The organism is Pseudomonas sp. LA5 (assembly GCF_028640825.1).
GTDB classification, from domain to species: Bacteria; Pseudomonadota; Gammaproteobacteria; order Pseudomonadales; family Pseudomonadaceae; genus Chryseomonas; species Chryseomonas aestiva.
The window spans coordinates 74,526-95,089 of record NZ_JAQYZY010000053.1; the positions used below are offsets into that span (position 1 = coordinate 74,526).

Consider the following 20,564-nt stretch of genomic DNA (forward strand, 5'->3'; position numbering starts at 1 on the left):
CAATGAATTTGGCGTCAGATTTCTGTCTTTAGGGCGCGATTATCTTGTCAGACGCAGCGTTTCGACACTGCGACCCCATGCCGCGCACATTTGGTTACGTTTGCCGTAAAGGCTCTAGGTCAGGGGTTTCAGCGTGAAAGTGAAGCAGAGTGACTACTTTTGGGGTGAAAGGTTTCAGCCACCTGGCATATGACTTGTATTGGGTAAGGCAACTGCAGGACGCAGAGTGCTTTTTTTGTCACGTCCCAGTGGCCTTACCTAAACCCAGGCTTTGCTCGTACACAAAGGATATCGACGCCACGCCTCCCTGAGCAGTATCCGACCATGACGCCTATCCGCTCCTTCGCTACCGCCCTTCGTCGTCCGCTCGCCGCGGCCGCCACTGTTCTCGCGCTGTCCGCTGGCGTTGCCCAGGCCGAGCCTGTCAGCCTGGTCGGTCTGAATCTGTCGGGTGCGGGCTTCGCGCCCCAGGTGCTGCCCGGCATCAATGGCACCAACTACATCTTCCCGGTGGAGGCCTACTTCCAGCAGTGGAGCGCGCGGGGCGTCAAGCTGATTCGTTTCCCCATCATCTGGGAGCGCCTGCAACCCAAGCTGGGCGGACCACTGGACAGCGCCTACGTCGCCCTGGTGAACCAGACCTTCGGCTATGCGCAGAAGCACGGCATCAAGATCATCCTCGACCTGCACAACTACGCCCGCTATCGCGGCCAGGTGATCGGCACCAGCGGCGTACCCTATGCCCGCTATCAGGAGATCATGACCCACATCGCGCGGCAGTGGAGCGGCCAGTCCTCGCTGTACGCCTACGACATCATGAACGAGCCCCACGATGCCATGGCCTACTGGCCGACCGCGGCCCAGTACGGCATCAATGGCGTGCGCGCGGTGGACAGCACCCGCCCGCTCATCGTCGAAGGCAACGGCTGGTCGAGCGCGACCCGCTGGGCCGAATTCAACGACGCCCTGCTGGGGCTGAAGGATCCGGCCAACAACATCATCTTCTCGGCGCATTCCTACTTCGACGAGAACGCCGGCGGCAGCTACGACAAGACCGATGTCAACAAGCTCGACGCCAACTATGGCGTGACCCGGGTCAAGCCCTTCGTCGACTGGCTGAAGAAGAACAACAAGCGCGGCTACATCGGTGAATTCGGTGTCCCGGACAATAATCCGCGCTGGAATCTGCTGATGGACAACATGCTGGCCTACCTCAAGCAGAACTGCATCCCGGCCTCCTACTGGGCCGCCGGTCCCGGCTGGGGCAGCTACTTCATGTCGGTGGAGCCGATCAATGGCCAGGAGCGGCCGCAGTGGCCGACCCTGCGCAAGTACCTGGACGACAGCAGCTGCACTGCCATCGGTCCGGTCGCCAGTGGCAGCACCGCGCCGGCCACCGGCGGTAGCGCCACCGGCAACAGCGGTTCGGCAGGCGGCAGCGCCGGCGGCAATTCCGGCAGCGGCAGCAACACCGGCAACGCAGGCAACACCGGTAGCAATGCCGGTGTGCAGATTCCGCCGAGCACCGGGGCGACCGCCGGTACCGTGACCTCGGTGATCAACGACTTCACCAACCCGGACTGGCACAAGGGGGTGTTCCTCAAGAAGGCCGCGATCTCGGTACCCGGTACCGCGGTGAACCGCGCCGCCTTCAAGGCCGGTGCCTATCTCACCACCGCGGATGGCCAGGTGCGGCGGATTTCCGCGGTGCAGGTCGGCAACAGCCTGGGCGTCTTCACCGAGGGCACGCCCTTCAACGGCAACGCCGTGGGCTATCCCAAGACGGTGACCGTGTCGCCCACCGGCGTGACCAGCGCCGCCAGCGTCAGCAGCGCCATCAACGACTTCACCAACGCCGATTGGAATCGCGGTGTCTACCGTCGCGGCGCGGCCATCTCCATCCCGGCCACCGCGGCCAATCGTTCGGCCTTCAAGCTGGGTGGCTCGGTACGCCTCGTCAATGGCCAGATCCTCAAGATCAGCTATGTGCAGGAGGGCGCGAGCAACCTGGGGGTATTCTTCGACGCCAGCCGCCTGGATGCCAGCGTCGGCTACCCGAACACCCTGGTGTCCTTCAGCCGCTGATCTTCAGCAGCGGGCAATAAAAAACCCGGTGACCTTTGGCCACCGGGTTTTTTATTGCCCGCTTAAAGGTGGATGAAAGTGGTGACCTCACCCGGCTGTACCCGGCATTCGTCCACGGCATGGATCACCCCGGTGGTCAGGGCCGCTTCCGGACTCAGCAGCCGGGCGTTGGCCTTGAGGCAGCTGTAGATGTCCAGGGCTTCGGCGGCACCGGCCGTACGTTCGGCGACGATGCCGGCGTAGAGGTCCAGGTCGTAGTCCAGGCACATGGCGTATTCGGCCATGCGCGCATGGTCCACCGAGTTGTTCAGGTTCCAGTAGAAGGAATGGTAGAGGAACTTGCTGTGGCGACTGGCGGTGCGGTGTTCGCCGGCCAGGAACAGGATGTTGCCCATGGATTCGACGGTACCCAGGTTGTGGGTGTGCACCGGCAGCGGCAGGGACAGCAGGAAGTTGTACATCGTGAAGCCGTAGCTGCAGTCACCGCCCATGGTGGCGATCTTCAGCAGAATCCGCGAGGCATCCTGCTGGACCGCCTGGGAGCAGTGGGCGATCAGCTGGCCGCAACTGGTGGAATTGATGGGACCGGTGAAATGGATGACATGGGTGCTCATGGTGCCTACCGACGCGCCGGGGAGCCCGGCGGAGGGCGGGGCTCTATAAGAGTTGCTTCGGCGACTTTCGGACGGGCTTGAGCGTGAAGGTCGGCTGGCCGACGAAGCGCGTCCCAGACGGATGGACTGTGCCGTGACGCAACCAGGATCAGCGCAGCAGCAGCATCGGTACTTCGGTCTTGTGCAGCAGCTGGGTGGTGCGACTGCCGCGCAGGAAGCGCCAGACCGAGGAATGGCTGTAGGCACCCATGATCAGCAGGTCGGCCCGGCGTTCGTCGAGGTGGCGAGGGACGATGCGCTCCACGTCGCCATGGGCGACGGTGGTGTCGACCCGGCACCCGGCGCTGCGCAGCAGCAGCGCCAGGTCTTCCAGGCGCTTGCGCAGGATCGGATCGTCTTCGCCGACCCGCAGCAGCGTGCCGCTCATGCCGGTCAGCAGCGGACTGCGCGCCAGCGCCAGGATGCCCTGGTGGGTGGCTTCCCGACCGTCATAGGCGATGGTGAACTGGCGCGGGGGCTTGAAGGGGCCCGAGCAGATCAGGATCGGCCGGTGCACGGCGCGTACCACGGCTTCCAGCTGGCTGCCGATGCCGCTGTCCCCGGAGCGCTCGCCGCGCTTGCCGATCACCAGCAGGCGGGTATCCCCTTCGAGGGTCTTGAGGGTATCCACCAGTCCCTCGGGGCGGCGCAGGATCTGCGGTGCCGAGGTCAGGCCCTGCTGGAGGAGGCGCTGGCGGGCATTGAGCAGCAGCGCCTTGGCCATGCCGGCACCGACGTCATCGTCCAGATAGACCGGGGTACCGTTGGCGACCTTCTTGCCGCTACTGGCCGACTCCTGCACATGCAGCAGGGTGACGGGCGCATCCAGGCGTCGCGACAACCAGGCGGTGTGGTCGCAGACGCTTTCGGCGTGGGGGGATCCATCGATGCAGGCGAGCAGGGAGGCCATAACGGTATTCCTTGGCAAGACCGGGACCAGACACGATCCCTGTCCGGAGCGTAGCACCCGCCCGGCGCTGTCCAGATGACGCCTGGATGTCATCTTCGGCTTTTGCTGGACAGGTCACGGCCGTCATCCCGTACGCCCTCACATTTCGTAGCGATCGAGTTCCCGGGTGATCAGCAGGCGCTGGATTTCACTGGAGCCTTCGTAGATCTGGGTGATGCGGATATCGCGGTAATACTGCTCCACCGGATAGTCCTCCAGGTAGCCATAGCCGCCATGGATCTGGATGGCCTTGGAGCACACCCATTCGCCCGTCTCGGTGGCGAACAGCTTGGCCTGCGAGGCTTCGCTCAGGCAGGGCTGGCCAGCCGTGCGCAGTCGCGCGGCGTGCAGGATCAGCAGTCGCGCGGCGTTCAGGCGCGTATGCATGTCGGCCAGCATGTTGGCGATGCTCTGGTGCTGGATGATGGCCTTGTCGAACTGGATGCGCTCGCGGGCATAGCCCAGCGCCGCCTCAAAGGCCGCGCGGGCGATGCCCAGGGCCTGGGCGGCGATGCCGATGCGACCGCCCTCCAGATTGGAGAGCGCGATGGCCAGGCCCTTGCCGCGTTCGCCCAGCAAGTTGGCCGCCGGGATGCGGCAGTTGTCCAGGGTGACGGCGCAGGTATCGGAGGCGCGCAGGCCCATCTTGTGCTCGGTGCGTTCGACGCGAAAGCCGGGGGTGTCGGTGGGTACCAGGAAGGCCGACAGGCCCTTCTTGCCCAGTTCCGGATCGGTCACCGCGAAAACGATGGCCAGGCCGGCGCGGCGCCCGTTGCTGACGAATTGCTTGCTGCCATTGAGCACCCAGCTGTCGCCGTCGAGTACCGCGCGGGTGCGCAGATTGTGCGCCTCGGAACCGGCCTGGGGTTCGGTTAGGCAGAAGCAGCCGATCACCTTGCCGGCGGCCAGGTCGGGCAACCAGTGATCCTGCTGCGCGGCGCTGCCGTAGCGCAGCAGCGGGCCGCAGCCCACCGAACTGTGGATGCTCATCAGGGCGCCAAGGCTGCCGTCGCCGGCGGAGATCTCTTCCACGGCCAGGGCATAGGCGACGTAATCCAGGTAGGTGCCGCCCCATTGCTCGGGCACCACCATGCCCAGCAGGCCCAGCTCACCCAGCTGGGCGACCACGGCGTCGTCGATCCACTCGGCCTTTTCCCAGGCGCGGGCGTGGGGCGCGACCTCGCGGCGGGCGAAGTCGCGTGCCAGGTCGCGGATCATGCGTTGTTCTTCGGTGAGTTCGATGTCGTGCATGGGAGCCTCCCTCAGGAATGGCGAAAGTCGGAGAAAAAGACCGCGACGCGACGGGGGTCCAGATCCTGCCAGCGGGCCGGATTCCAGTGCGGCGTGCGGTCCTTGTCCACCAGCATGGCGCGCACCCCTTCGATGATCTCGCCCTTCTCGAACCAGCGGCGATCCAGGTGCAGCTCCAGGGCGAAGCACTGCTCCAGGGACAGCCCACCGCCCTGGCGCAACAGCTCCAGGGCGGTGGCGACCGCCAGCGGTGAACGGGCGTCCAGGGTGGCGAGGGTCTCCTGCGCCCAGTCGCCATAGGCGGGGCGCTGCTCCGCCTGCAGGCCGGCGCGCAACTCCTCAACGGTGGCCGCCGCGAAGTGCTCGGCGATGGCCGGGCGCAGTTCGGTCAGGCGCGCGGCTTCGGCCGGCGCTGCGGCGAACGCCTGCAGCAGCGCGGCCAGATCGGTCGGGCCCTGGGCGGTGGCTGCCTCCAGGCGCTGCAGCAGGTCGGCGTTGGCCGCTTCCGGAATGAAGACATCGGCCAGGCCGGCGGCCAGGGCGTCGGCTGGGCCGATCTGCACCCCGGTCAGGCCCAGATAGAGACCCAGCTGGTCGGGCAGGCGTGGCAGGAAATGACTGGCGCCGACGTCGGGGAAATAGCCGATGGCGGTTTCCGGCATGGCCATCCGGGTGCGCTCGCTGACGATCCGCAGCCGCGCCGCCTGCACCAGGCCCATGCCGCCGCCCAGCACCAGCCCATGGGCCAGCGCCAGGATGGGCTTGGGATAGCGGTGCAGTGCCAGGTCGAGGGCGTATTCCTCGGTGAAGAAGCTCAGGTGCAGGTCGTCGCCGCGCTGGTAGCTGTCGTACAGCGCCCGGACATCGCCGCCGGCGCAGAAGGCCTTGGGTCCGTTGCCGCGCAGCACGATCACCCGCACGGCCGGGTCCTGCTCCCAGTCGCGCAGCGCCCCGTGCAGGGCGCGCACCATCTGCAGATCCAGGGCATTGAGCCCGGTCGGGCGATCAAGGGTCAGATAGCCGACCCCGCCGCGTCTTTCCAACAGCACCTTGGCGTCGCTCATGCACCGTCCTCGTCTAGGTAGTCCTGGATGATGGCCGAGAAATCCAGGCCGCCGCCACCCGCGCGGCTGAATCTCTGATAGAGCTGCTGCGCGACCGCCCCAAGGATCACCGGCTGGCGCACGGCACGCGCCGCCTCGGTGGCCAGGCCCAGGTCCTTGAGCATGAGCTCGGCGGCGAAGCCGCCCTGGTAGCCGCGCGAGGCCGGCGCCTGGGGCAGCACGTCCGGATAGGGGTTGTTGACCTCCGAACTCCAGCAGCGCCCGCTGCTGGTATTGATCACCCCGGCCAGGGTCTTGGCGTCCATGCCCAGGCGGGTACCCAGGGCCATGGCCTCGGCCACCCCGATCATGGAGATGCCCAGCAACAGGTTGTTGGCGACCTTGGCCACCTGGCCGTTGCCACTGGCGCCGCAGTGCACCAGGTTGCGACCCATGGCGGCCAGCAGCGGCTGGGCACGCTGGAAGCCCGCCTCGCTGCCGCCGACCATGAAGGTCAGGGTGCCGGCCGCGGCGCCGCCGGTGCCGCCGGAGACCGGCGCGTCCAGCAATTCCAGGCCGCGCTCGGCGGCGGCGCTGGCCACCGTCCGGGCGCTGAGCGGATCGATGGTGGAGGAATCGATCAGCAGGGTGCCCGGGCGGGCCCGGGCGATCAGCCCGTCTTCACCGAGATAGACCGTCTTTACATGGGCGGCCGCGGGCAGCATGGTGATGATCACTTCCGCGCCACTTTCCGCCACAGCGGTGGGCGAAGCGGCAACCTCGGCCCCTTCGGCGCGCAGCGCTTCCAGCGCGGCGGTGGAGAGGTCGAAGACGGTCAGCTGATGGCCGGCCTTGAGCAGGTTGCGGGCCATGGGCGCGCCCATGTTGCCCAGTCCCAGAAATCCCAGATGCATGCTGGCGTCTCCCTTACTTGAGGGTGATGGTGGTGTTGACGACCCCGGCGCTGCCGACGTCCTGCTCGTCGGGCCAGCGCGTGGTGATGGTCTTGGTCTGGGTATAGAAGAGTACCGCCTGCTTGCCGTAGGGCCCCAGGTCACCCAGCTTGGAGGCGCGCGAACCGCTGAAGGAGAACAGCGGCACCGGTACCGGAATGGGCACGTTGATGCCGACCTGGCCGACGTCGATGTCTTCCTGGAAGCGCCGTGCCGCGGCGCCGGAGCGCGTGAAGAGGGCAACGCCGTTGCCGTTGGGGTTGGCGTTGATCAGGGCGATGGCCTCGTCGAGGGTGGCGGCGTGCATCACGCAGAGCACCGGTCCGAACAGTTCTTCGCGGTACAGGGTCATGTCGGTGGTCACCCCGGAAAACAGCGTCGGGCCGACGAAGTTGCCCTTCTCGTAGCGCTCGACCTGGATGTTGCGGCCGTCCAGCTCCAGGGTCGCGCCTTCGCTCAGCCCGCGCTCGATCAGGCCGCTGACCCGGTCCAGGGCCTGGCAGGAGATCAGCGGGCCGACGTCGGTGCCGTGCTCGTGACCCGCACCCACCTTGAGGCTGCGCGCCTTGGCCACCAGGTCCGGCACCCAGCTGTTGGCCTCGCCCACCAGCACCACCACCGAGACCGCCATGCAGCGCTGACCCGCCGCCCCGAAGGCGGCGCCCACCAGATTGGCCAGGGTCTGCTCGCGGGGCGCGTCGGGCATCACCACCGCATGGTTCTTGGCGCCCATCATGCACTGCACGCGTTTGCCGGCTTCGCTGGCGCGGCGATAGACGTGGGTGCCGACACGGGTCGAGCCGACAAAGGACAGCGCCTTGATGTCCGGGTGATCGCAGAGGGCGTCCACCACCGCCGGTCCGCCATGGACTACGTTGAGCACCCCGGGCGGCACCCCGGCTTCCAGCGCCAGCTCGGCCAGGCGCATGGTCACCAGCGGATCCTGCTCCGAAGGCTTGAGGACGAAGGTGTTGCCGCAGGCGATGGCCATGGGAAACATCCACAACGGAATCATCGCCGGGAAGTTGAAGGGGGTGATGCCGGCGCAGACGCCCAGGGGTTGCAGCAGGGTATAGGTGTCCACTCCGCTGGCGACGTTGTTGGCCAGCTCGCCCAGCTGCAGGTTGCCAATGGCCGCGGCGTGCTCCACCACCTCCAGGCCACGGAAGACATCGCCCTCGGCGTCGGCCAGGGTCTTGCCCTGTTCGGCGGTGAGCAACGCGGCCAATTCGCTCATGTGCTCGCGGATCAGCTGCTGGTAGCGCAGGAAGATGCGCGCCCGGGCGCCGATGGGCGTCTTGCGCCAGGTGGCGAAGGCCGCCTTGGCACTGGCCACGGCGCGCTGCACCTCCTCGGCGGTGGCGAAGGGCACCCGCGCCAGCACCTCCTGGGTCGCCGGATTGATCACCTCGCGGCCTTCGCGGCTGGTGGAGGTGACGAATTGGCCGTCGATCAGCAGCGGCACGTCTTTGATGGCGGTCTGGGTCATGACAGGGATTCCTGAGCGGTGGCCGGGGTGGCCGGGGCAGGTTGAGCAGCGAAGTCTTCTTCGGCGTAGTCGTGGACATCGGGAGTGCCGCTGGCGCGGCGCTGGGCCTCGCCGAGGCGCAATTCGATGCGGCGGATCTTGCCGGACAAGGTCTTGGGCAGTTCGCTGACGAATTGCAGGCGCCGCACCCGCTTGTAGGGCGACAGGCAGCCACGGGCGAAACCGAGCAGCTCCCGCGCGAGCGCGGGCGAAGGCGCCTGGTCGGCGGCGAGGATGACGAAGGCCTTGGGTACATTGAGGCGCAGGGGATCGGGGCTCGGTACCACCGCCACCTCCATCACCGCCGGATGCTCGATCAGGGCGCTCTCCAGTTCGAAGGGGCTGATGCGGTAGTCCGCCGACTTGAAGACGTCATCGGCGCGGCCAACGAAGGTGATGTAGCCATCGGCGTCGCGCACCGCGGTATCGCCGGTGCGGTAGTGACCGTCGCGCATCACCTCGGCGGTCTTTTCCGGACTGTCTTCGTAGCCCAGCATCAGCCCGGCCGGCCGCGGTTGCAGGGACAGGGCCACCTCGCCGTCGTCGCCCGGTCGGCCATCGGCATCCAGCAATTCGACGTGGCACCCGGGCAGCGGACGACCCATGGAGCCCGGCTTGAGCGACTGTCCGGGGGTGTTGCCCACCAGCGCGGTGGTTTCCGACTGGCCGAAGCCGTCTCTCAGGGTCAGCCCCCAGGCCGCCTGCAGGCTGTCGATGATCTCGGGATTGAGCGGCTCGCCCGCGCCGACCAGCTCGCGCAGGTCGAGTCGATCGCGATAGGCGGCGAGGTCCTCCTGGATCAGCATCCGCCATACCGTGGGCGGCGCGCAGAGGCTGGTGACCGGATAGTGCGCGAGCACCTCCAGCAGCGCCTGGGGCTTGAAGCGCGGCACGTCATGGATGAACACGCAGGCTCCGGCGTTCCAGGGCGCGAAGACGCAACTCCAGGCATGCTTGGCCCAGCCGGGGGAGGAGATGTTGAGGTGCACATCGCCGGGTTGCAGACCGATCCAGTAGAGCGTGGACAGGTGCCCGACCGGATAGCTGCTGTGGCTGTGCAGGACCAGCTTGGGCCGCGAGGTGGTCCCCGAGGTGAAATAGAGCAGCAGCGGATCCGTGGCGAGGGTAGGGCCGTCCGGCAGGAAATCGCTGGCACAGGCGCCCGGCGCATAGGGCTGCCAGCCGGCCACTGACGCCCCGACGCAGATGCGGGTGAGGCCAGGATCCAGACTGGCGCAACGCTCCGTATGGGCGCTGCCCACCACCAGGTGGGCGATACGCCCGCGCTGCACGCGATCCTGCAGATCGGCATCGCTGAGCAGGGTGGTGGCGGGCACCACCACGGCGCCCAGCTTGAAGGCACCGAGCAGCGTCTCCCACAGCGCCACCTCGTTGCCCAGCATCACCAGGATGCGTTCGCCGCGACGAACACCCTGGGCGCGCAGGAAATTGGCGGTGCGATTCGACGCCTGGCGCAGCTCGGCGAAGCTGTAGCGCTCCTCCCGGCCTTCGGCATCCAGCCGCCACAGCGCCGGACCGGAATGCTCCTCGGCCAGGCGATCGAAATGGTCCAGCGCCCAGTTGAAGTGTTCCAGCTCCGGCCAGCGGAAATCGCGGACGGCCGTGGCGTAGTCGGTGCGATGGCGCAGCAGGAAGTCGCGTGCTTCACGGAAGGCGTCGCCGGCGGTCATGGGCGATCCCCCGCAGCCGGCAGGGGCGGGAAGGAAGGGCAGCGTCCGGCCTGGCGCCGGGATGGGGCGTGCGGGTGGGTCATGGTGGTCTGCTCTTTATTGTTGTTGGCTGGCAGAGATTCGCGTCGTCACCGCTCGTGACGCGACCTGGTAAGCAGTATAGTTCCGGCAAAAGTCCCCTGGCTTCCGACAAAAACGCCCGACCGATATGCAAAAATCCAATAACCCGGCGGGACGTCTCGACTGGGACGATCTCAGATTCTTCCTCGAAGTGGCGCGCACGCAGAAGGCCAGCGCCGCGGCCCGGCGGCTGGGGGTGGACTACACCACCGTCTCGCGGCGGATCGCCGCCCTGGAAAAGGCGCTGGGAGCGCTGCTGTTCGAGAAGTCGCGCAGCACCGGTTTCAGCCTCACCATGGAGGGACAGCGCCTGCTGGTGCACGCGGAAACCCTGGAAAGCACCCTGCAGACCGCCTGCGAGCAGATCTCCGACACCCGACTGGCGCCGTCCGGCCAGGTGCGCATCGGCGCCACCGAGGGCTTCGGCAGCTACTTCGTCGCGCCCCAGCTGAGTTTCTTCCAGGATCGCTATCCCGGCATCACCCTGGAGGTGCTGCCGGTGCCGCACTTCGTCAACCTGTCGCGTCGCGAAGCCGACATCGCCATCACCCTGGAGCGCCCCGAGCGCGGGCCCTATGTCTGCCGCAAGCTGTGCGACTACCGCCTGCGGCTCTATGCCACCGCCGACTACCTGGCCAGCCATCCGCCCGTCACGCAGCTGGCGGACCTGCAGCGCCACAGATTCATCACCTATGTCGAGGATCTCGCCTTCAGCCCTGAACTGCTCTATCTGGAGCGGATCCTGCCCGAGGCCAGCAGCGGCCTGCGCAGTACCAGCGTGATCGCCCAGTACCAGGCGGCCCTGTGCGGGCACGCCCTGGCCATCCTGCCGTGCTTCGTCGCCGAGCCCGATCCGCGGCTGGTGGCGCTGTTGCCGGAGCAGATCCAGATCACCCGGCAATTCTGGCTCTATTACCGCGAAGACCTGCGCCGCCTGCGACGCATCACCCTGGTGACCGACTATCTGCGCGCCTGCACCGACGCCAATCGGGGCTTCCTGCTCGGTGAAACCCGCGCCCCGGTGCTGGGCTGGCCGGCATCCTGAAGCCCGTCGCCAATCGCTGCGGCACCCCGGGACCCGGCTGGGGTCTCAGAGCTGTCGGTCGTCCGTCGACGGCCTCCAGTGAACAGATGGGAACGGCAATGGAACGATATCAGGCATTGAGTCAGGCGCTGAGCAAGGCGGCCGAGCGGGAAGAAGCCTATTGGCAGGGACTGGAGCGCCGCCTGCATGAATTGCCGGACTGCTTCACCCGCTACCTGGGGCTCACCCCGGCCGATCAGGTGGATGCCGGCCTGGGCCTGGAAAAGCGCGTCGATGGCAATATCGTGCGCGAATTGGAGGTCTATGCCCGCTATGACCTCACGGTGATCATCGATGACCTCGCCGGCACTCCCCAGACCTTCGCCATCGGCCTGTCCCTCTTCTATACCAACGACCATTTCGTGCTGAAGGAGCGCGATGGCGAGTTCTCCGTCACCCTCGAACCCCAGGACGATCCCGATCGCTTCTGGGCCGAAGGCTGCCGCGAGATCTACGACTCCCTGGCCCGACGCATCCGCGGCAAGACCCTGCCGGCCATCGAGTAGCATGCCGGCCGGCAGGTGATTGCGGTCAGACCGGCGTGACCAGGCGACCCTCGGCGAAATAGCGCTCCACGTTGGCCAGCACCAGGTCGGCCATGGCCTGGCGGGTCTCGTGGGTACCGCTGCCGAGGTGCGGGGTGAGGACCACGTTGTCCAGTGTCAGCAACTCGGCGGGCACCGCCGGCTCCTCGGCGAAGACATCCAGGCCGGCGCCACCCAGGCTGCCGGCCTGCAAGGCGGCCACCAGGGCGGGTTCATCCACCACGCTGCCGCGGGCGATGTTGATGAGATAGCCACGCGGTCCCAGGGCGGCCAGGATTCGCGCATCGATCAGTCCATCGGTGGCCGGTCCGCCGGGCAGCGACAGGACCAGGAAATCCGCTGCCTTGGCCAGGTCTTCCAGCTCGGCGTGATAGCGATAGGGGATGTCCGCTTGCTGCTGGCGACCGTAGTAGGCCACCTCCATGCCGAAGGCCTCGACCCGGCGGGCGACGCTCTTGCCGATATTGCCCAGGCCGACGATGCCGCAGGTCTTGCCGGCCAGGCGCGAGGTCAGCGGAAACTTGCCCTGCTGCCAGTCGCCGCGACGCACGAAGCGATCCGCGGCGCTGATGCCCCGCGCCACATCGATCAGCAGGGCGAAGGCGGTGTCGGCGACGCAGTCGTCCAGCACGCCCGGGGTATTGCTCACGACCACGCCCAGATCCCGGGCGGCGGCGATGTCGATGCTGTCGTAGCCCACCCCGAAACTGAACACCGCCTTCAGGCCAGGCAGGGCGCTCATCAGCTCGCGCGTCGCGCCATGCACCCCGGAGGTGACCAAAGCCACCACGTCCTGACCACGCGCGGCGAGCAGGGCGGACGGGTCGGGTGCTTCCCAGAGCCGCAGCACCTCATGGCGTGAAGTGAGGGCGTCCTGCAGGGCAGGCAGCAGCGGACCCACCTGCAGCAGCAATTGACGTTCGTTCTGTTCAGGCATCTCTAGACTCCTTGAGGAAAGCGGGGGCGGCGAATCCGCCCCGAAACGGCGGCTCAGCCGAGCAACTGCAGGCCCAACTGGATCGCGACCCAGATCGCCAGCAGGGTGGCGAAGCCCAGCGCCAGATTTTCGAACCAGTTGTTGCGGTACTTGTCGCCCAGTAGCGACTTCTGGTTGGACATGATCAGTAGCCCCAGGGAGATCACCGGCAGGCCGACGATGTTGAGGGCATTCACGCCGATGGTCAGGGTCACGAAGTCGGGCATGCCCGGCAGCGACCATACCAGCGGCGTCACCAGGATGAAGAGCAGGAACCACCTGTGCGCCGGGTCCTTGTGAAAGGTCTTGCCATAGCGTTCACGGCGTTCCGGACGGATGTGCTGCAGGGCATCGGTGATCAGCATGGGGAAGGCCGTGGTCTTGCCCACCACGCTGGCGAACAGGGTGGCGAAGACCCCGGTGAAGAAGATCAGCCAGCCGCCGGTGCCGAAGAACAGCTCCAGGGCCGCGCCCAGGTCGCTCAGGGTATTCACCTGCAGGCCATTGGGTCTGAGGATCTCCACCCCGACCACCCAGATGGCCAGATTGATGATGATGCCGACCACCACCGCGAAGAGCAGGTCGTTGCGCTGCATGCGCTTGTGTTCCGGGCCGGTCCAGCCCTTTTCCTTCATCACATAGGGATGCACGAAGTTGGCGATGGAGCCGGCCACGGCGCCTATAACCGAAACCGCCACCAGCAGGGCGCCATGCACGCCTTCGTCCGCCGGGATGCTGAAGCCGATGGTGCCGCGCAGGATTCCGCCCAGGTCCGGACCCGACATCACCGCCAGGGTGATGAAGGCCAGAGTCATGACGGCCAGCAACACCTTCATCACCCCCTCGATCAGCGCATAGAAGTTGCGGCCCACCAGCAGCCAGACCGCGATCACCACCGCCACCGAGCAGAGCAGCGGCTGGTCGAGGTGGAGCAGGGTGGCCAGGGCTTCGCCGGCGCCCTTGAGCATGTAGGCGTTGGTCAGGTGCCCCATGATCAGCGCATAGCCGAGCATGAACCAGGCGAACACCGGGTGCAGCTGGGCATAGCCTTCGAGGATCGACATGCCGCGGTTATTGCACAGCTGGAAACGGGCGATGATGTTGACGATGAGAAAGCGCAGCAGCAGGGACACCGCCAGCACCCACATCATGGCGTAGCCGTAGTTGGCCCCTGCCACCGAGGAGGTGATGAGGTCCCCGGCGCCCAGCCAGGACAGCACCGCAATGATGCCAGGCCCCAGCAGCTTCGCCAGGCGGCGCAGGCCGGAGCTCTGCTCCTTGCTCTCGGGTATGGATTTCTCGACGGAACCAGATTGGTCCATTAGGGCGGTTCTCCTAACGATTGTTGTTGTTGTGAATAGGGCCGGAGGCGGCCTCTTCGTTAGCTTGCCCTTCAGGGTTTAGCACTACATACGACGTCGTACAACTATATGCGGGCAACAAAATGTTGCTCTCGACGCGCTCGTTCAGGCTTCCTTCGGCAGTGCCCGTACGCACCGCTGGATCAAGCCAGGTGACTTCGCCTGAGACTGTCTCTAGAATGGTCGCCCTTGATTCTGGGGGGTCGGAGTGCCGGCCTGTTTCTGTGCCACGAGGAATATCCATGCAAGTTTCCGTTGAAAACACCTCTGCTCTCGAGCGTCGCATGACCATTGGCGTGCCGGCCGAGCGTATTGAAACCGAAGTGAACAAGCGTCTGCAGCAGACTGCACGGCGTGCCAAGGTTCCCGGTTTCCGCCCGGGCAAGGTACCCATGAGCGTCATCCGCCAGCGCTACGAAGCCTCGGCTCGTCAGGAAGCCTTGGGTGATCTCATTCAGGAAACCTTCTACGAAGCCGTTGTCGAGCAGAAGCTCAACCCGGCCGGCGCACCCGCCGTCGAACCCAAGGTGTTCGAAAAGGGCAAGGACCTGGAATACGTTGCCACCTTCGAAGTCTTCCCCGAGTTCGAAGTCAAGGGCCTGGACGGCATCGAGATCGAGCGTCAGGACGCAAGCGTTGAAGACGCCGACATCGACAAGATGCTCGACGTGCTGCGCAAGCAGGGCACCCGTTATGAAGCCGTTGACCGCGCTGCCGCCAACGATGACCAGCTCACCCTGGACTTCGTCGGTACCCAGGACGGCGAAGCCTTCGCCGGTGGTTCCGCCGAAGGCACCAAGCTGGTGCTGGGCTCGGGTCGCATGATTCCCGGTTTCGAAGACGGCCTGGTCGGCGCCAAGGCCGGTGACGAGCGCGTGCTCGACCTGACCTTCCCCGAGGACTACCAGAACCTGGATCTGGCCGGCAAGGCCGCCCAGTTCAAGGTCACCGTCAAGGAAGTGGCCGCTCCCGAGCTGCCCGAACTGAACGAAGCCTTCTTCAAGCAGTTCGGTGTGGAAGAGACCACCGTCGAAGGTTTCCGCGCCGAAGTGCGCAAGAACATGGATCGCGAGCTGCGCCAGGCCCTCAAGACCAAGGTCAAGAACCAGGTCATGGACGGTCTGCTGGCCGCCAACCAGATCGACGTCCCGGCCGCCCTGATCAGCAACGAAGTGGATCGTCTGCGCGTTCAGGCCGTCCAGCAGTTCGGTGGCAACATCCAGCCCGAGCAACTGCCGGCCGAGCTGTTCAGCGAGCAGGCCAAGCGCCGCGTGCTGCTGGGTCTGATCATCGCCGAGATGGTCAAGCAGTTCGAGCTCAAGCCCGATGACGCCCGCGTCCGCGAGCTGATCGAGGAAATGGCTGCGGCCTATCAGGAACCCGAGCAGGTAGTGAAGTGGTACTACCAGAACGAGCAGCAGCTGAACGAAGTGCGTTCGGTTGTACTGGAAGAACAAGTCGTGGATACTGTCCTCAAGCAGGCAAAAGTCACCGACAAGCAGGTCTCCTACGAGGACGCGGTCAAACCGGCCGAGGCTCCGCAAGCAGCCTGATCTGCCTCCAGTTGCTAGTTCACCTAAGCCAGCCTCGTGCTGGCTTATGTGTTTTTGACAGGTCATCCAGATAGGGAGCTAGTGCAGGACATGTCCCGCAATTCATACATGCAATCCATGCCCGATATTCAAGCCGCTGGCGGTCTGGTACCCATGGTGGTGGAGCAATCCGCCCGGGGCGAGCGCGCCTACGACATCTACTCCCGGCTGCTCAAGGAGCGGGTCATCTTCCTGGTGGGTCAGGTCGAGGACTACATGGCCAACCTGGTCGTCGCCCAGCTGCTGTTCCTGGAAGCGGAGAATCCTGACAAGGACATCCACCTCTATATCAACAGCCCGGGTGGTTCGGTGACCGCTGGCATGTCGATCTACGACACCATGCAGTTCATCAAGCCCGACGTTTCCACGATCTGCATCGGCCAGGCCTGCAGCATGGGCGCCCTGCTGCTGGCAGGTGGCGCCGCCGAGAAGCGCTTCTGCCTGCCGCACTCGCGGATGATGATTCACCAGCCCCTGGGCGGCTTCCAGGGTCAGGCGTCGGACATCGAAATTCACGCCCGTGAAATTCTGACCATCCGTGAGCGTCTGAACAAGGTACTGGCGCATCACACCGGTCAGCCCATGGACGTGATCGCCCGCGATACCGACCGTGACAACTTCATGAGTGGCCCCGAAGCCGTTGCCTACGGCCTGATCGACAAGGTCCTCGAGAAGCGCAACATCCCCGCCTGACCCCGCCTCGACCACCTGCCCAGGCGCCGTCGTTTGGGCAGGTAGGCTTGAAAAACCGTGCAATAGGCTCCATCTTGTTGATGTAAGCACATTCCATTGGATCGATCGAATGACAGATACGCGCAATAGCGACGATAACGGCAAGCTGCTTTACTGCTCCTTCTGCGGCAAGAGTCAGCACGAAGTACGTAAATTGATCGCTGGACCCTCCGTCTTCATCTGCGACGAATGCGTCGACCTGTGCAATGACATCATCCGCGAGGAAGTCCAGGAAGCTCAGGCCGAAAGCAATGCGCACAAGCTGCCAGCGCCGAAGGAAATCAGCGCTATCCTCGACCAGTATGTCATTGGTCAGCAGCGTGCCAAGCGGGTCCTCGCCGTTGCCGTCTACAACCACTACAAGCGTCTGAATCAGCGCGAGAAGAAAGACGACGTCGAGCTGGGCAAGAGTAACATCCTGCTCATCGGTCCGACCGGTTCGGGCAAGACCCTGCTGGCGGAAACGCTGGCGCGCCTGCTCAACGTACCTTTCACCATCGCCGATGCCACCACGCTGACCGAAGCCGGTTATGTGGGTGAGGACGTCGAGAACATCATTCAGAAGTTGCTGCAGAAGTGCGACTACGATGTGGAAAAGGCCCAGATGGGTATCGTCTACATCGACGAGATCGACAAGATCTCGCGCAAGTCCGACAACCCCTCCATCACCCGTGATGTCTCGGGCGAGGGTGTGCAGCAGGCCCTGCTGAAGCTGATCGAAGGTACCGTGGCGTCGGTTCCGCCCCAGGGTGGCCGCAAGCATCCCCAGCAGGAATTCCTGCAGGTCGATACCCGCAACATCCTGTTCATCTGCGGTGGCGCCTTCGCTGGCCTGGAAAAGGTCATCCAGAATCGTTCCACCAAGGGCGGCGGTATCGGCTTCAACGCCGAGGTGCGCAGCGTGGAGCTGGGCAAGAAGATCGGCGAATCCTTGCGTGACGCCGAGCCCGAGGATCTGGTCAAGTTCGGTCTGATTCCGGAGTTCGTCGGTCGTCTGCCGGTCATCGCGACCCTGGACGAGCTGGACGAGCCGGCGCTCATGCAGATCCTGACCGAGCCGAAGAACGCCCTGACCAAGCAGTACGCCAAGCTGTTCGAGATGGAAGACGTGGATCTGGAGTTCCGTCCCGACGCGCTCAAGGCGGTTGCCCGCAAGGCGCTGGAGCGCAAGACCGGTGCCCGGGGTCTGAGATCCATCCTCGAAGGCATCCTGCTCGAGACCATGTACGAGATTCCTTCGCAGAAGGAAGTCAGCAAGGTGGTCATCGACGAGAGCGTCATCGACGGGAGTTCCCAGCCGCTGCTCATCTACGAGAACAGCGAGCCCGCCAAGGCGGCGCCGGACGCGTGACAAAAGGGGCTTCGGCCCCTTTTTCATTTCAGCGACGGTTGTATTTTGCGGCGGCCAACCTCATGTTAGGAAAAACCGAGGCCTTAACCGCATCTGCGGCCGATTATTTGCCGAGACCCGTATCCCATGACTACGACGATAGAACTTCCCCTGCTGCCCCTACGTGACGTAGTGGTCTATCCCCACATGGTCATCCCATTGTTCGTCGGAAGGGAAAAGTCCGTCGAGGCCCTCGAAGCCGCCATGGCTGGCGACAAGCAGATCCTGCTGGTCGCGCAGAAGAATCCCGGCGATGACGATCCCGCCGCGGATGACATGTATCACATGGGTACGGTGGCAACCGTTCTCCAGCTGCTCAAGCTGCCCGATGGCACCGTCAAGGTCCTGGTCGAAGGCGAGCAGCGTGGCCGTATCGAGTCCTTCGTCGAAAGCCAGGTCTATGCCCGTGCGCTGGTCACGTTGATCGAGGACAGCGAAGCCCCGGATCGTGAATCCGAGGTTTTTTCGCGCAGCCTGATGAGTCAGTTCGAGCAGTATGTGCAGCTTGGCAAGAAGGTCCCCGCCGAAGTGCTGTCCTCGCTCAACAGCATCGAGGATCCCAGCCGCCTGGTCGATACCATGGCCGCCCACATGGCGCTGAAGATCGAGCAGAAGCAGGAGATCCTCGAGATCACCGAGCTGGGCGCGCGCGTCGAGCACGTGCTGGCCCTGCTGGATGCCGAAATCGACCTCCTGCAGGTGGAGAAGCGCATCCGCGGCCGCGTCAAGAAGCAGATGGAGCGCAGCCAGCGCGAGTACTATCTCAACGAACAGATGAAGGCCATCCAGAAAGAACTGGGTGACATCGATGAAGGACACAACGAGGTCGATGATCTCAAGCGTCGTATCGAAGCGGCCGGTCTGCCCAAGGATGCCCTGACCAAGGCCAATGCCGAGCTGAACAAGCTCAAGCAGATGTCGCCGATGTCGGCGGAAGCCACCGTAGTGCGCTCCTACATCGACTGGCTGGTGAACGTACCGTGGCAGGCCGAGAGCAAGGTCCGCCTGGATCTGGGACGCGCCGAGGAGGTCCTCGACAAGGATCACTACGGTCTTGAAGAGGTGAAGGAACGCATCCTCGAATACCTCGCCGTGCAGAAGCGCGTGAAGAAGGTACGCGGCCCGGTGCTGTGCCTGGTCGGCCCGCCCGGCGTGGGCAAGACTTCCCTGGCCGAGTCCATCGCTCGCTCCACCGGTCGCAAGTTCGTGCGCATGGCCCTGGGTGGCGTGCGTGACGAAGCCGAGATCCGCGGTCACCGTCGCACCTACATCGGCTCCATGCCGGGTCGCCTCATCCAGAAGATGACCAAGGTCGGGGTGCGCAATCCGCTGTTCCTGCTCGACGAAATCGACAAGATGGGCAACGACATGCGTGGCGATCCTGCCTCCGCACTGCTCGAGGTCCTGGATCCGGAGCAGAACCACACCTTCAACGACCATTACCTCGAAGTGGACTATGACCTCTCCGACGTGATGTTCGTCTGCACTGCCAACTCCATGAACATTCCGGCGCCGCTGCTGGACCGCATGGAAGTCATTCGCCTGCCGGGCTATACCGAGGCGGAAAAGGTCAACATCGCCATCCGCTACCTGATTCCCAAGCAGGTCAAGGCCAATGGCCTGAAGAAGGGCGAGGTGGAGTTCGATGAAGACGCCCTGCGCGACATCATCCGCTACTACACCCGCGAAGCGGGCGTTCGGAACCTGGAACGGCAGGTCGCCAAGGTCTGCCGCAAGGTGGTCAAGCAGCACGCCCTGAGCAAGGAGCGTACCGCCAGCGTCACCGTGGACACCCTGGAGCACTGGCTGGGCGTGCGCAAGTTCCGCTACGGTCTCGCCGAGCAGCAGGATCAGATCGGTCAGGTGACCGGCCTGGCCTGGACCCAGGTGGGTGGCGAATTGCTGACCATCGAGTCCGCGGTCGTTCCCGGCAAGGGCCAGATGATCAAGACCGGCTCGCTGGGCGATGTGATGGCCGAGTCCATTACCGCGGCCCTGACCGTAGTGCGCAGCCGTGGCCGCAGCCTGGGTATTCCCAAGGACTTCCACGAGAAGCACGACATCCATATCCACGTACCCGAAGGCGCGACGCCCAAGGACGGTCCGAGTGCCGGTATCGGCATGTGCACGGCGCTGGTCTCGGCTGCTACCCGCATTCCGGTACGGGCCGACGTGGCCATGACCGGCGAGATCACCCTGCGTGGTCAGGTTCTGGCCATTGGTGGCCTCAAGGAAAAGCTGCTCGCAGCCCACCGCGGCGGCATCCGTACCGTGATCATTCCGGAAGAAAACGTCCGGGATCTGCGGGACATTCCGGACAACATCAAGGCCGACTTGCAGATCAAGCCAGTCAAATGGATTGACGAGGTCTTGGAGGTTGCGCTGCAATACACGCCGGAGCCGCTTCCGGACGATGGTCCGGAGCTCGTCAGCAAGGACGAGAAGCGGGATCAGGAAGGCAAGGAGCGCGTCAGTACCCACTGACGGCGCACCTGGGCTTGATGGGCGGGCTGCCAGACGAGGTTGCTGGTGCTCCGCCGTCCTGCTGGATGCAAGGTCCTTGATCGATGAAAAGGCGCATCTCGAGATGCGCCTTTTCGCTATTTGCTAT

Annotated in this window: 16 protein-coding genes; 7 read left to right on the forward strand and 9 right to left on the reverse strand. The window is 64.9% G+C overall.

The features are described 5' to 3' along the window. The first annotated feature begins 324 nt into the window (after positions 1 to 324). Positions 325 to 2,085, forward strand: a complete 1,761-nt coding sequence (locus tag PVZ72_RS20325; protein WP_273862865.1) for a glycoside hydrolase family 5 protein — start codon at positions 325 to 327, stop codon at positions 2,083 to 2,085. Positions 2,086 to 2,147: 62 nt separating this feature from the next. On the opposite strand, the gene PVZ72_RS20330 is transcribed toward PVZ72_RS20325, so the two are convergent. The 7 genes from PVZ72_RS20330 to PVZ72_RS20360 form a co-directional block, all read right to left on the reverse strand. Next, a complete protein-coding gene (locus tag PVZ72_RS20330) occupies positions 2,148 to 2,699 on the reverse strand; it encodes an ATP-dependent Clp protease proteolytic subunit (protein WP_187979065.1) in 552 nt (183 codons plus the stop codon). Between the two features lie 148 nt (positions 2,700 to 2,847). Beyond that, complete coding sequence (locus PVZ72_RS20335) at positions 2,848 to 3,648, reverse strand: universal stress protein (protein WP_158891073.1); 801 nt, start codon at positions 3,646 to 3,648, stop codon at positions 2,848 to 2,850. Positions 3,649 to 3,786: 138 nt separating this feature from the next. After that, on the reverse strand, positions 3,787 to 4,938 hold the full coding sequence (locus tag PVZ72_RS20340; protein WP_187979066.1) for an acyl-CoA dehydrogenase family protein: 1,152 nt from the start codon (positions 4,936 to 4,938) through the stop codon (positions 3,787 to 3,789). A gap of 11 nt (positions 4,939 to 4,949) precedes the next feature. Continuing rightward, positions 4,950 to 6,002 (reverse strand): enoyl-CoA hydratase/isomerase family protein, encoded by a 1,053-nt coding sequence (locus PVZ72_RS20345; RefSeq protein WP_273862866.1) that lies wholly within the window; start codon positions 6,000 to 6,002, stop codon positions 4,950 to 4,952. Continuing rightward, positions 5,999 to 6,895: a 3-hydroxyisobutyrate dehydrogenase gene (gene mmsB / locus PVZ72_RS20350; RefSeq protein ID WP_273862867.1), complete on the reverse strand. Its 897-nt coding sequence runs from the start codon at positions 6,893 to 6,895 to the stop codon at positions 5,999 to 6,001. Before mmsB ends, PVZ72_RS20345 begins: the two co-directional genes overlap by 4 nt. 13 nt (positions 6,896 to 6,908) lie before the next feature. Further along, entirely contained in the window at positions 6,909 to 8,423 is a 1,515-nt protein-coding gene (locus PVZ72_RS20355) for a CoA-acylating methylmalonate-semialdehyde dehydrogenase (RefSeq protein WP_133859308.1), read from the reverse strand. Beyond that, complete coding sequence (locus PVZ72_RS20360) at positions 8,420 to 10,153, reverse strand: AMP-binding protein (RefSeq protein ID WP_273862868.1); 1,734 nt, start codon at positions 10,151 to 10,153, stop codon at positions 8,420 to 8,422. Before PVZ72_RS20360 ends, PVZ72_RS20355 begins: the two co-directional genes overlap by 4 nt. A 208-nt stretch (positions 10,154 to 10,361) precedes the next feature. Here PVZ72_RS20360 and PVZ72_RS20365 point away from each other — a divergent pair, with 208 nt between their 5' ends. Both PVZ72_RS20365 and PVZ72_RS20370 read left to right on the forward strand, forming a co-directional pair. Further along, the gene (locus PVZ72_RS20365) at positions 10,362 to 11,318 is read left to right on the forward strand and encodes a LysR family transcriptional regulator (RefSeq protein WP_208694851.1); all 957 of its coding nucleotides are present in this window, start codon (positions 10,362 to 10,364) and stop codon (positions 11,316 to 11,318) included. A 98-nt stretch (positions 11,319 to 11,416) separates the two neighbouring features. After that, the gene (locus PVZ72_RS20370) at positions 11,417 to 11,863 is read left to right on the forward strand and encodes a hypothetical protein (protein ID WP_208694852.1); all 447 of its coding nucleotides are present in this window, start codon (positions 11,417 to 11,419) and stop codon (positions 11,861 to 11,863) included. A gap of 25 nt (positions 11,864 to 11,888) precedes the next feature. On the opposite strand, the gene PVZ72_RS20375 is transcribed toward PVZ72_RS20370, so the two are convergent. Both PVZ72_RS20375 and PVZ72_RS20380 read right to left on the reverse strand, forming a co-directional pair. Then, positions 11,889 to 12,839: a 2-hydroxyacid dehydrogenase gene (locus tag PVZ72_RS20375; RefSeq protein ID WP_273862869.1), complete on the reverse strand. Its 951-nt coding sequence runs from the start codon at positions 12,837 to 12,839 to the stop codon at positions 11,889 to 11,891. 53 nt (positions 12,840 to 12,892) lie between these two features. After that, positions 12,893 to 14,200 (reverse strand): Nramp family divalent metal transporter, encoded by a 1,308-nt coding sequence (locus PVZ72_RS20380; protein ID WP_273862870.1) that lies wholly within the window; start codon positions 14,198 to 14,200, stop codon positions 12,893 to 12,895. Between the two features lie 281 nt (positions 14,201 to 14,481). On the opposite strand from PVZ72_RS20380, the gene tig reads away from it, so the two are divergent. The 4 genes from tig (at position 14,482) to lon (ending at position 20,437) form a co-directional block, all read left to right on the forward strand. Continuing rightward, complete coding sequence (gene tig, locus PVZ72_RS20385) at positions 14,482 to 15,792, forward strand: trigger factor (RefSeq protein ID WP_187979074.1); 1,311 nt, start codon at positions 14,482 to 14,484, stop codon at positions 15,790 to 15,792. Positions 15,793 to 15,882: 90 nt separating this feature from the next. Further along, positions 15,883 to 16,524, forward strand: coding sequence for an ATP-dependent Clp endopeptidase proteolytic subunit ClpP (gene clpP / locus PVZ72_RS20390; protein ID WP_007162222.1), 642 nt, complete (start codon positions 15,883 to 15,885; stop codon positions 16,522 to 16,524). A gap of 109 nt (positions 16,525 to 16,633) precedes the next feature. Further along, a complete protein-coding gene (gene clpX, locus PVZ72_RS20395; RefSeq protein ID WP_133859302.1) occupies positions 16,634 to 17,914 on the forward strand; it encodes an ATP-dependent Clp protease ATP-binding subunit ClpX in 1,281 nt (426 codons plus the stop codon). Positions 17,915 to 18,040: 126 nt separating this feature from the next. Continuing rightward, positions 18,041 to 20,437, forward strand: a complete 2,397-nt coding sequence (gene lon, locus PVZ72_RS20400) for an endopeptidase La (protein ID WP_273862871.1) — start codon at positions 18,041 to 18,043, stop codon at positions 20,435 to 20,437. The last annotated feature ends 127 nt before the right edge of the window (positions 20,438 to 20,564 follow it).

Coding starts and splice junctions, on each gene's coding strand:
- PVZ72_RS20325 (WP_273862865.1), top strand. CDS start 325: ATGACGCCTATCCGCTCCTTCGCTACCGCCCTTCGTCGTCCGCTCGCC.
- PVZ72_RS20330 (WP_187979065.1), bottom strand. CDS start 2,699: ATGAGCACCCATGTCATCCATTTCACCGGTCCCATCAATTCCACCAGT.
- PVZ72_RS20335 (WP_158891073.1), bottom strand. CDS start 3,648: ATGGCCTCCCTGCTCGCCTGCATCGATGGATCCCCCCACGCCGAAAGC.
- PVZ72_RS20340 (WP_187979066.1), bottom strand. CDS start 4,938: ATGCACGACATCGAACTCACCGAAGAACAACGCATGATCCGCGACCTG.
- PVZ72_RS20345 (WP_273862866.1), bottom strand. CDS start 6,002: ATGAGCGACGCCAAGGTGCTGTTGGAAAGACGCGGCGGGGTCGGCTAT.
- mmsB (WP_273862867.1), bottom strand. CDS start 6,895: ATGCATCTGGGATTTCTGGGACTGGGCAACATGGGCGCGCCCATGGCC.
- PVZ72_RS20355 (WP_133859308.1), bottom strand. CDS start 8,423: ATGACCCAGACCGCCATCAAAGACGTGCCGCTGCTGATCGACGGCCAA.
- PVZ72_RS20360 (WP_273862868.1), bottom strand. CDS start 10,153: ATGACCGCCGGCGACGCCTTCCGTGAAGCACGCGACTTCCTGCTGCGC.
- PVZ72_RS20365 (WP_208694851.1), top strand. CDS start 10,362: ATGCAAAAATCCAATAACCCGGCGGGACGTCTCGACTGGGACGATCTC.
- PVZ72_RS20370 (WP_208694852.1), top strand. CDS start 11,417: ATGGAACGATATCAGGCATTGAGTCAGGCGCTGAGCAAGGCGGCCGAG.
- PVZ72_RS20375 (WP_273862869.1), bottom strand. CDS start 12,839: ATGCCTGAACAGAACGAACGTCAATTGCTGCTGCAGGTGGGTCCGCTG.
- PVZ72_RS20380 (WP_273862870.1), bottom strand. CDS start 14,200: ATGGACCAATCTGGTTCCGTCGAGAAATCCATACCCGAGAGCAAGGAG.
- tig (WP_187979074.1), top strand. CDS start 14,482: ATGCAAGTTTCCGTTGAAAACACCTCTGCTCTCGAGCGTCGCATGACC.
- clpP (WP_007162222.1), top strand. CDS start 15,883: ATGTCCCGCAATTCATACATGCAATCCATGCCCGATATTCAAGCCGCT.
- clpX (WP_133859302.1), top strand. CDS start 16,634: ATGACAGATACGCGCAATAGCGACGATAACGGCAAGCTGCTTTACTGC.
- lon (WP_273862871.1), top strand. CDS start 18,041: ATGACTACGACGATAGAACTTCCCCTGCTGCCCCTACGTGACGTAGTG.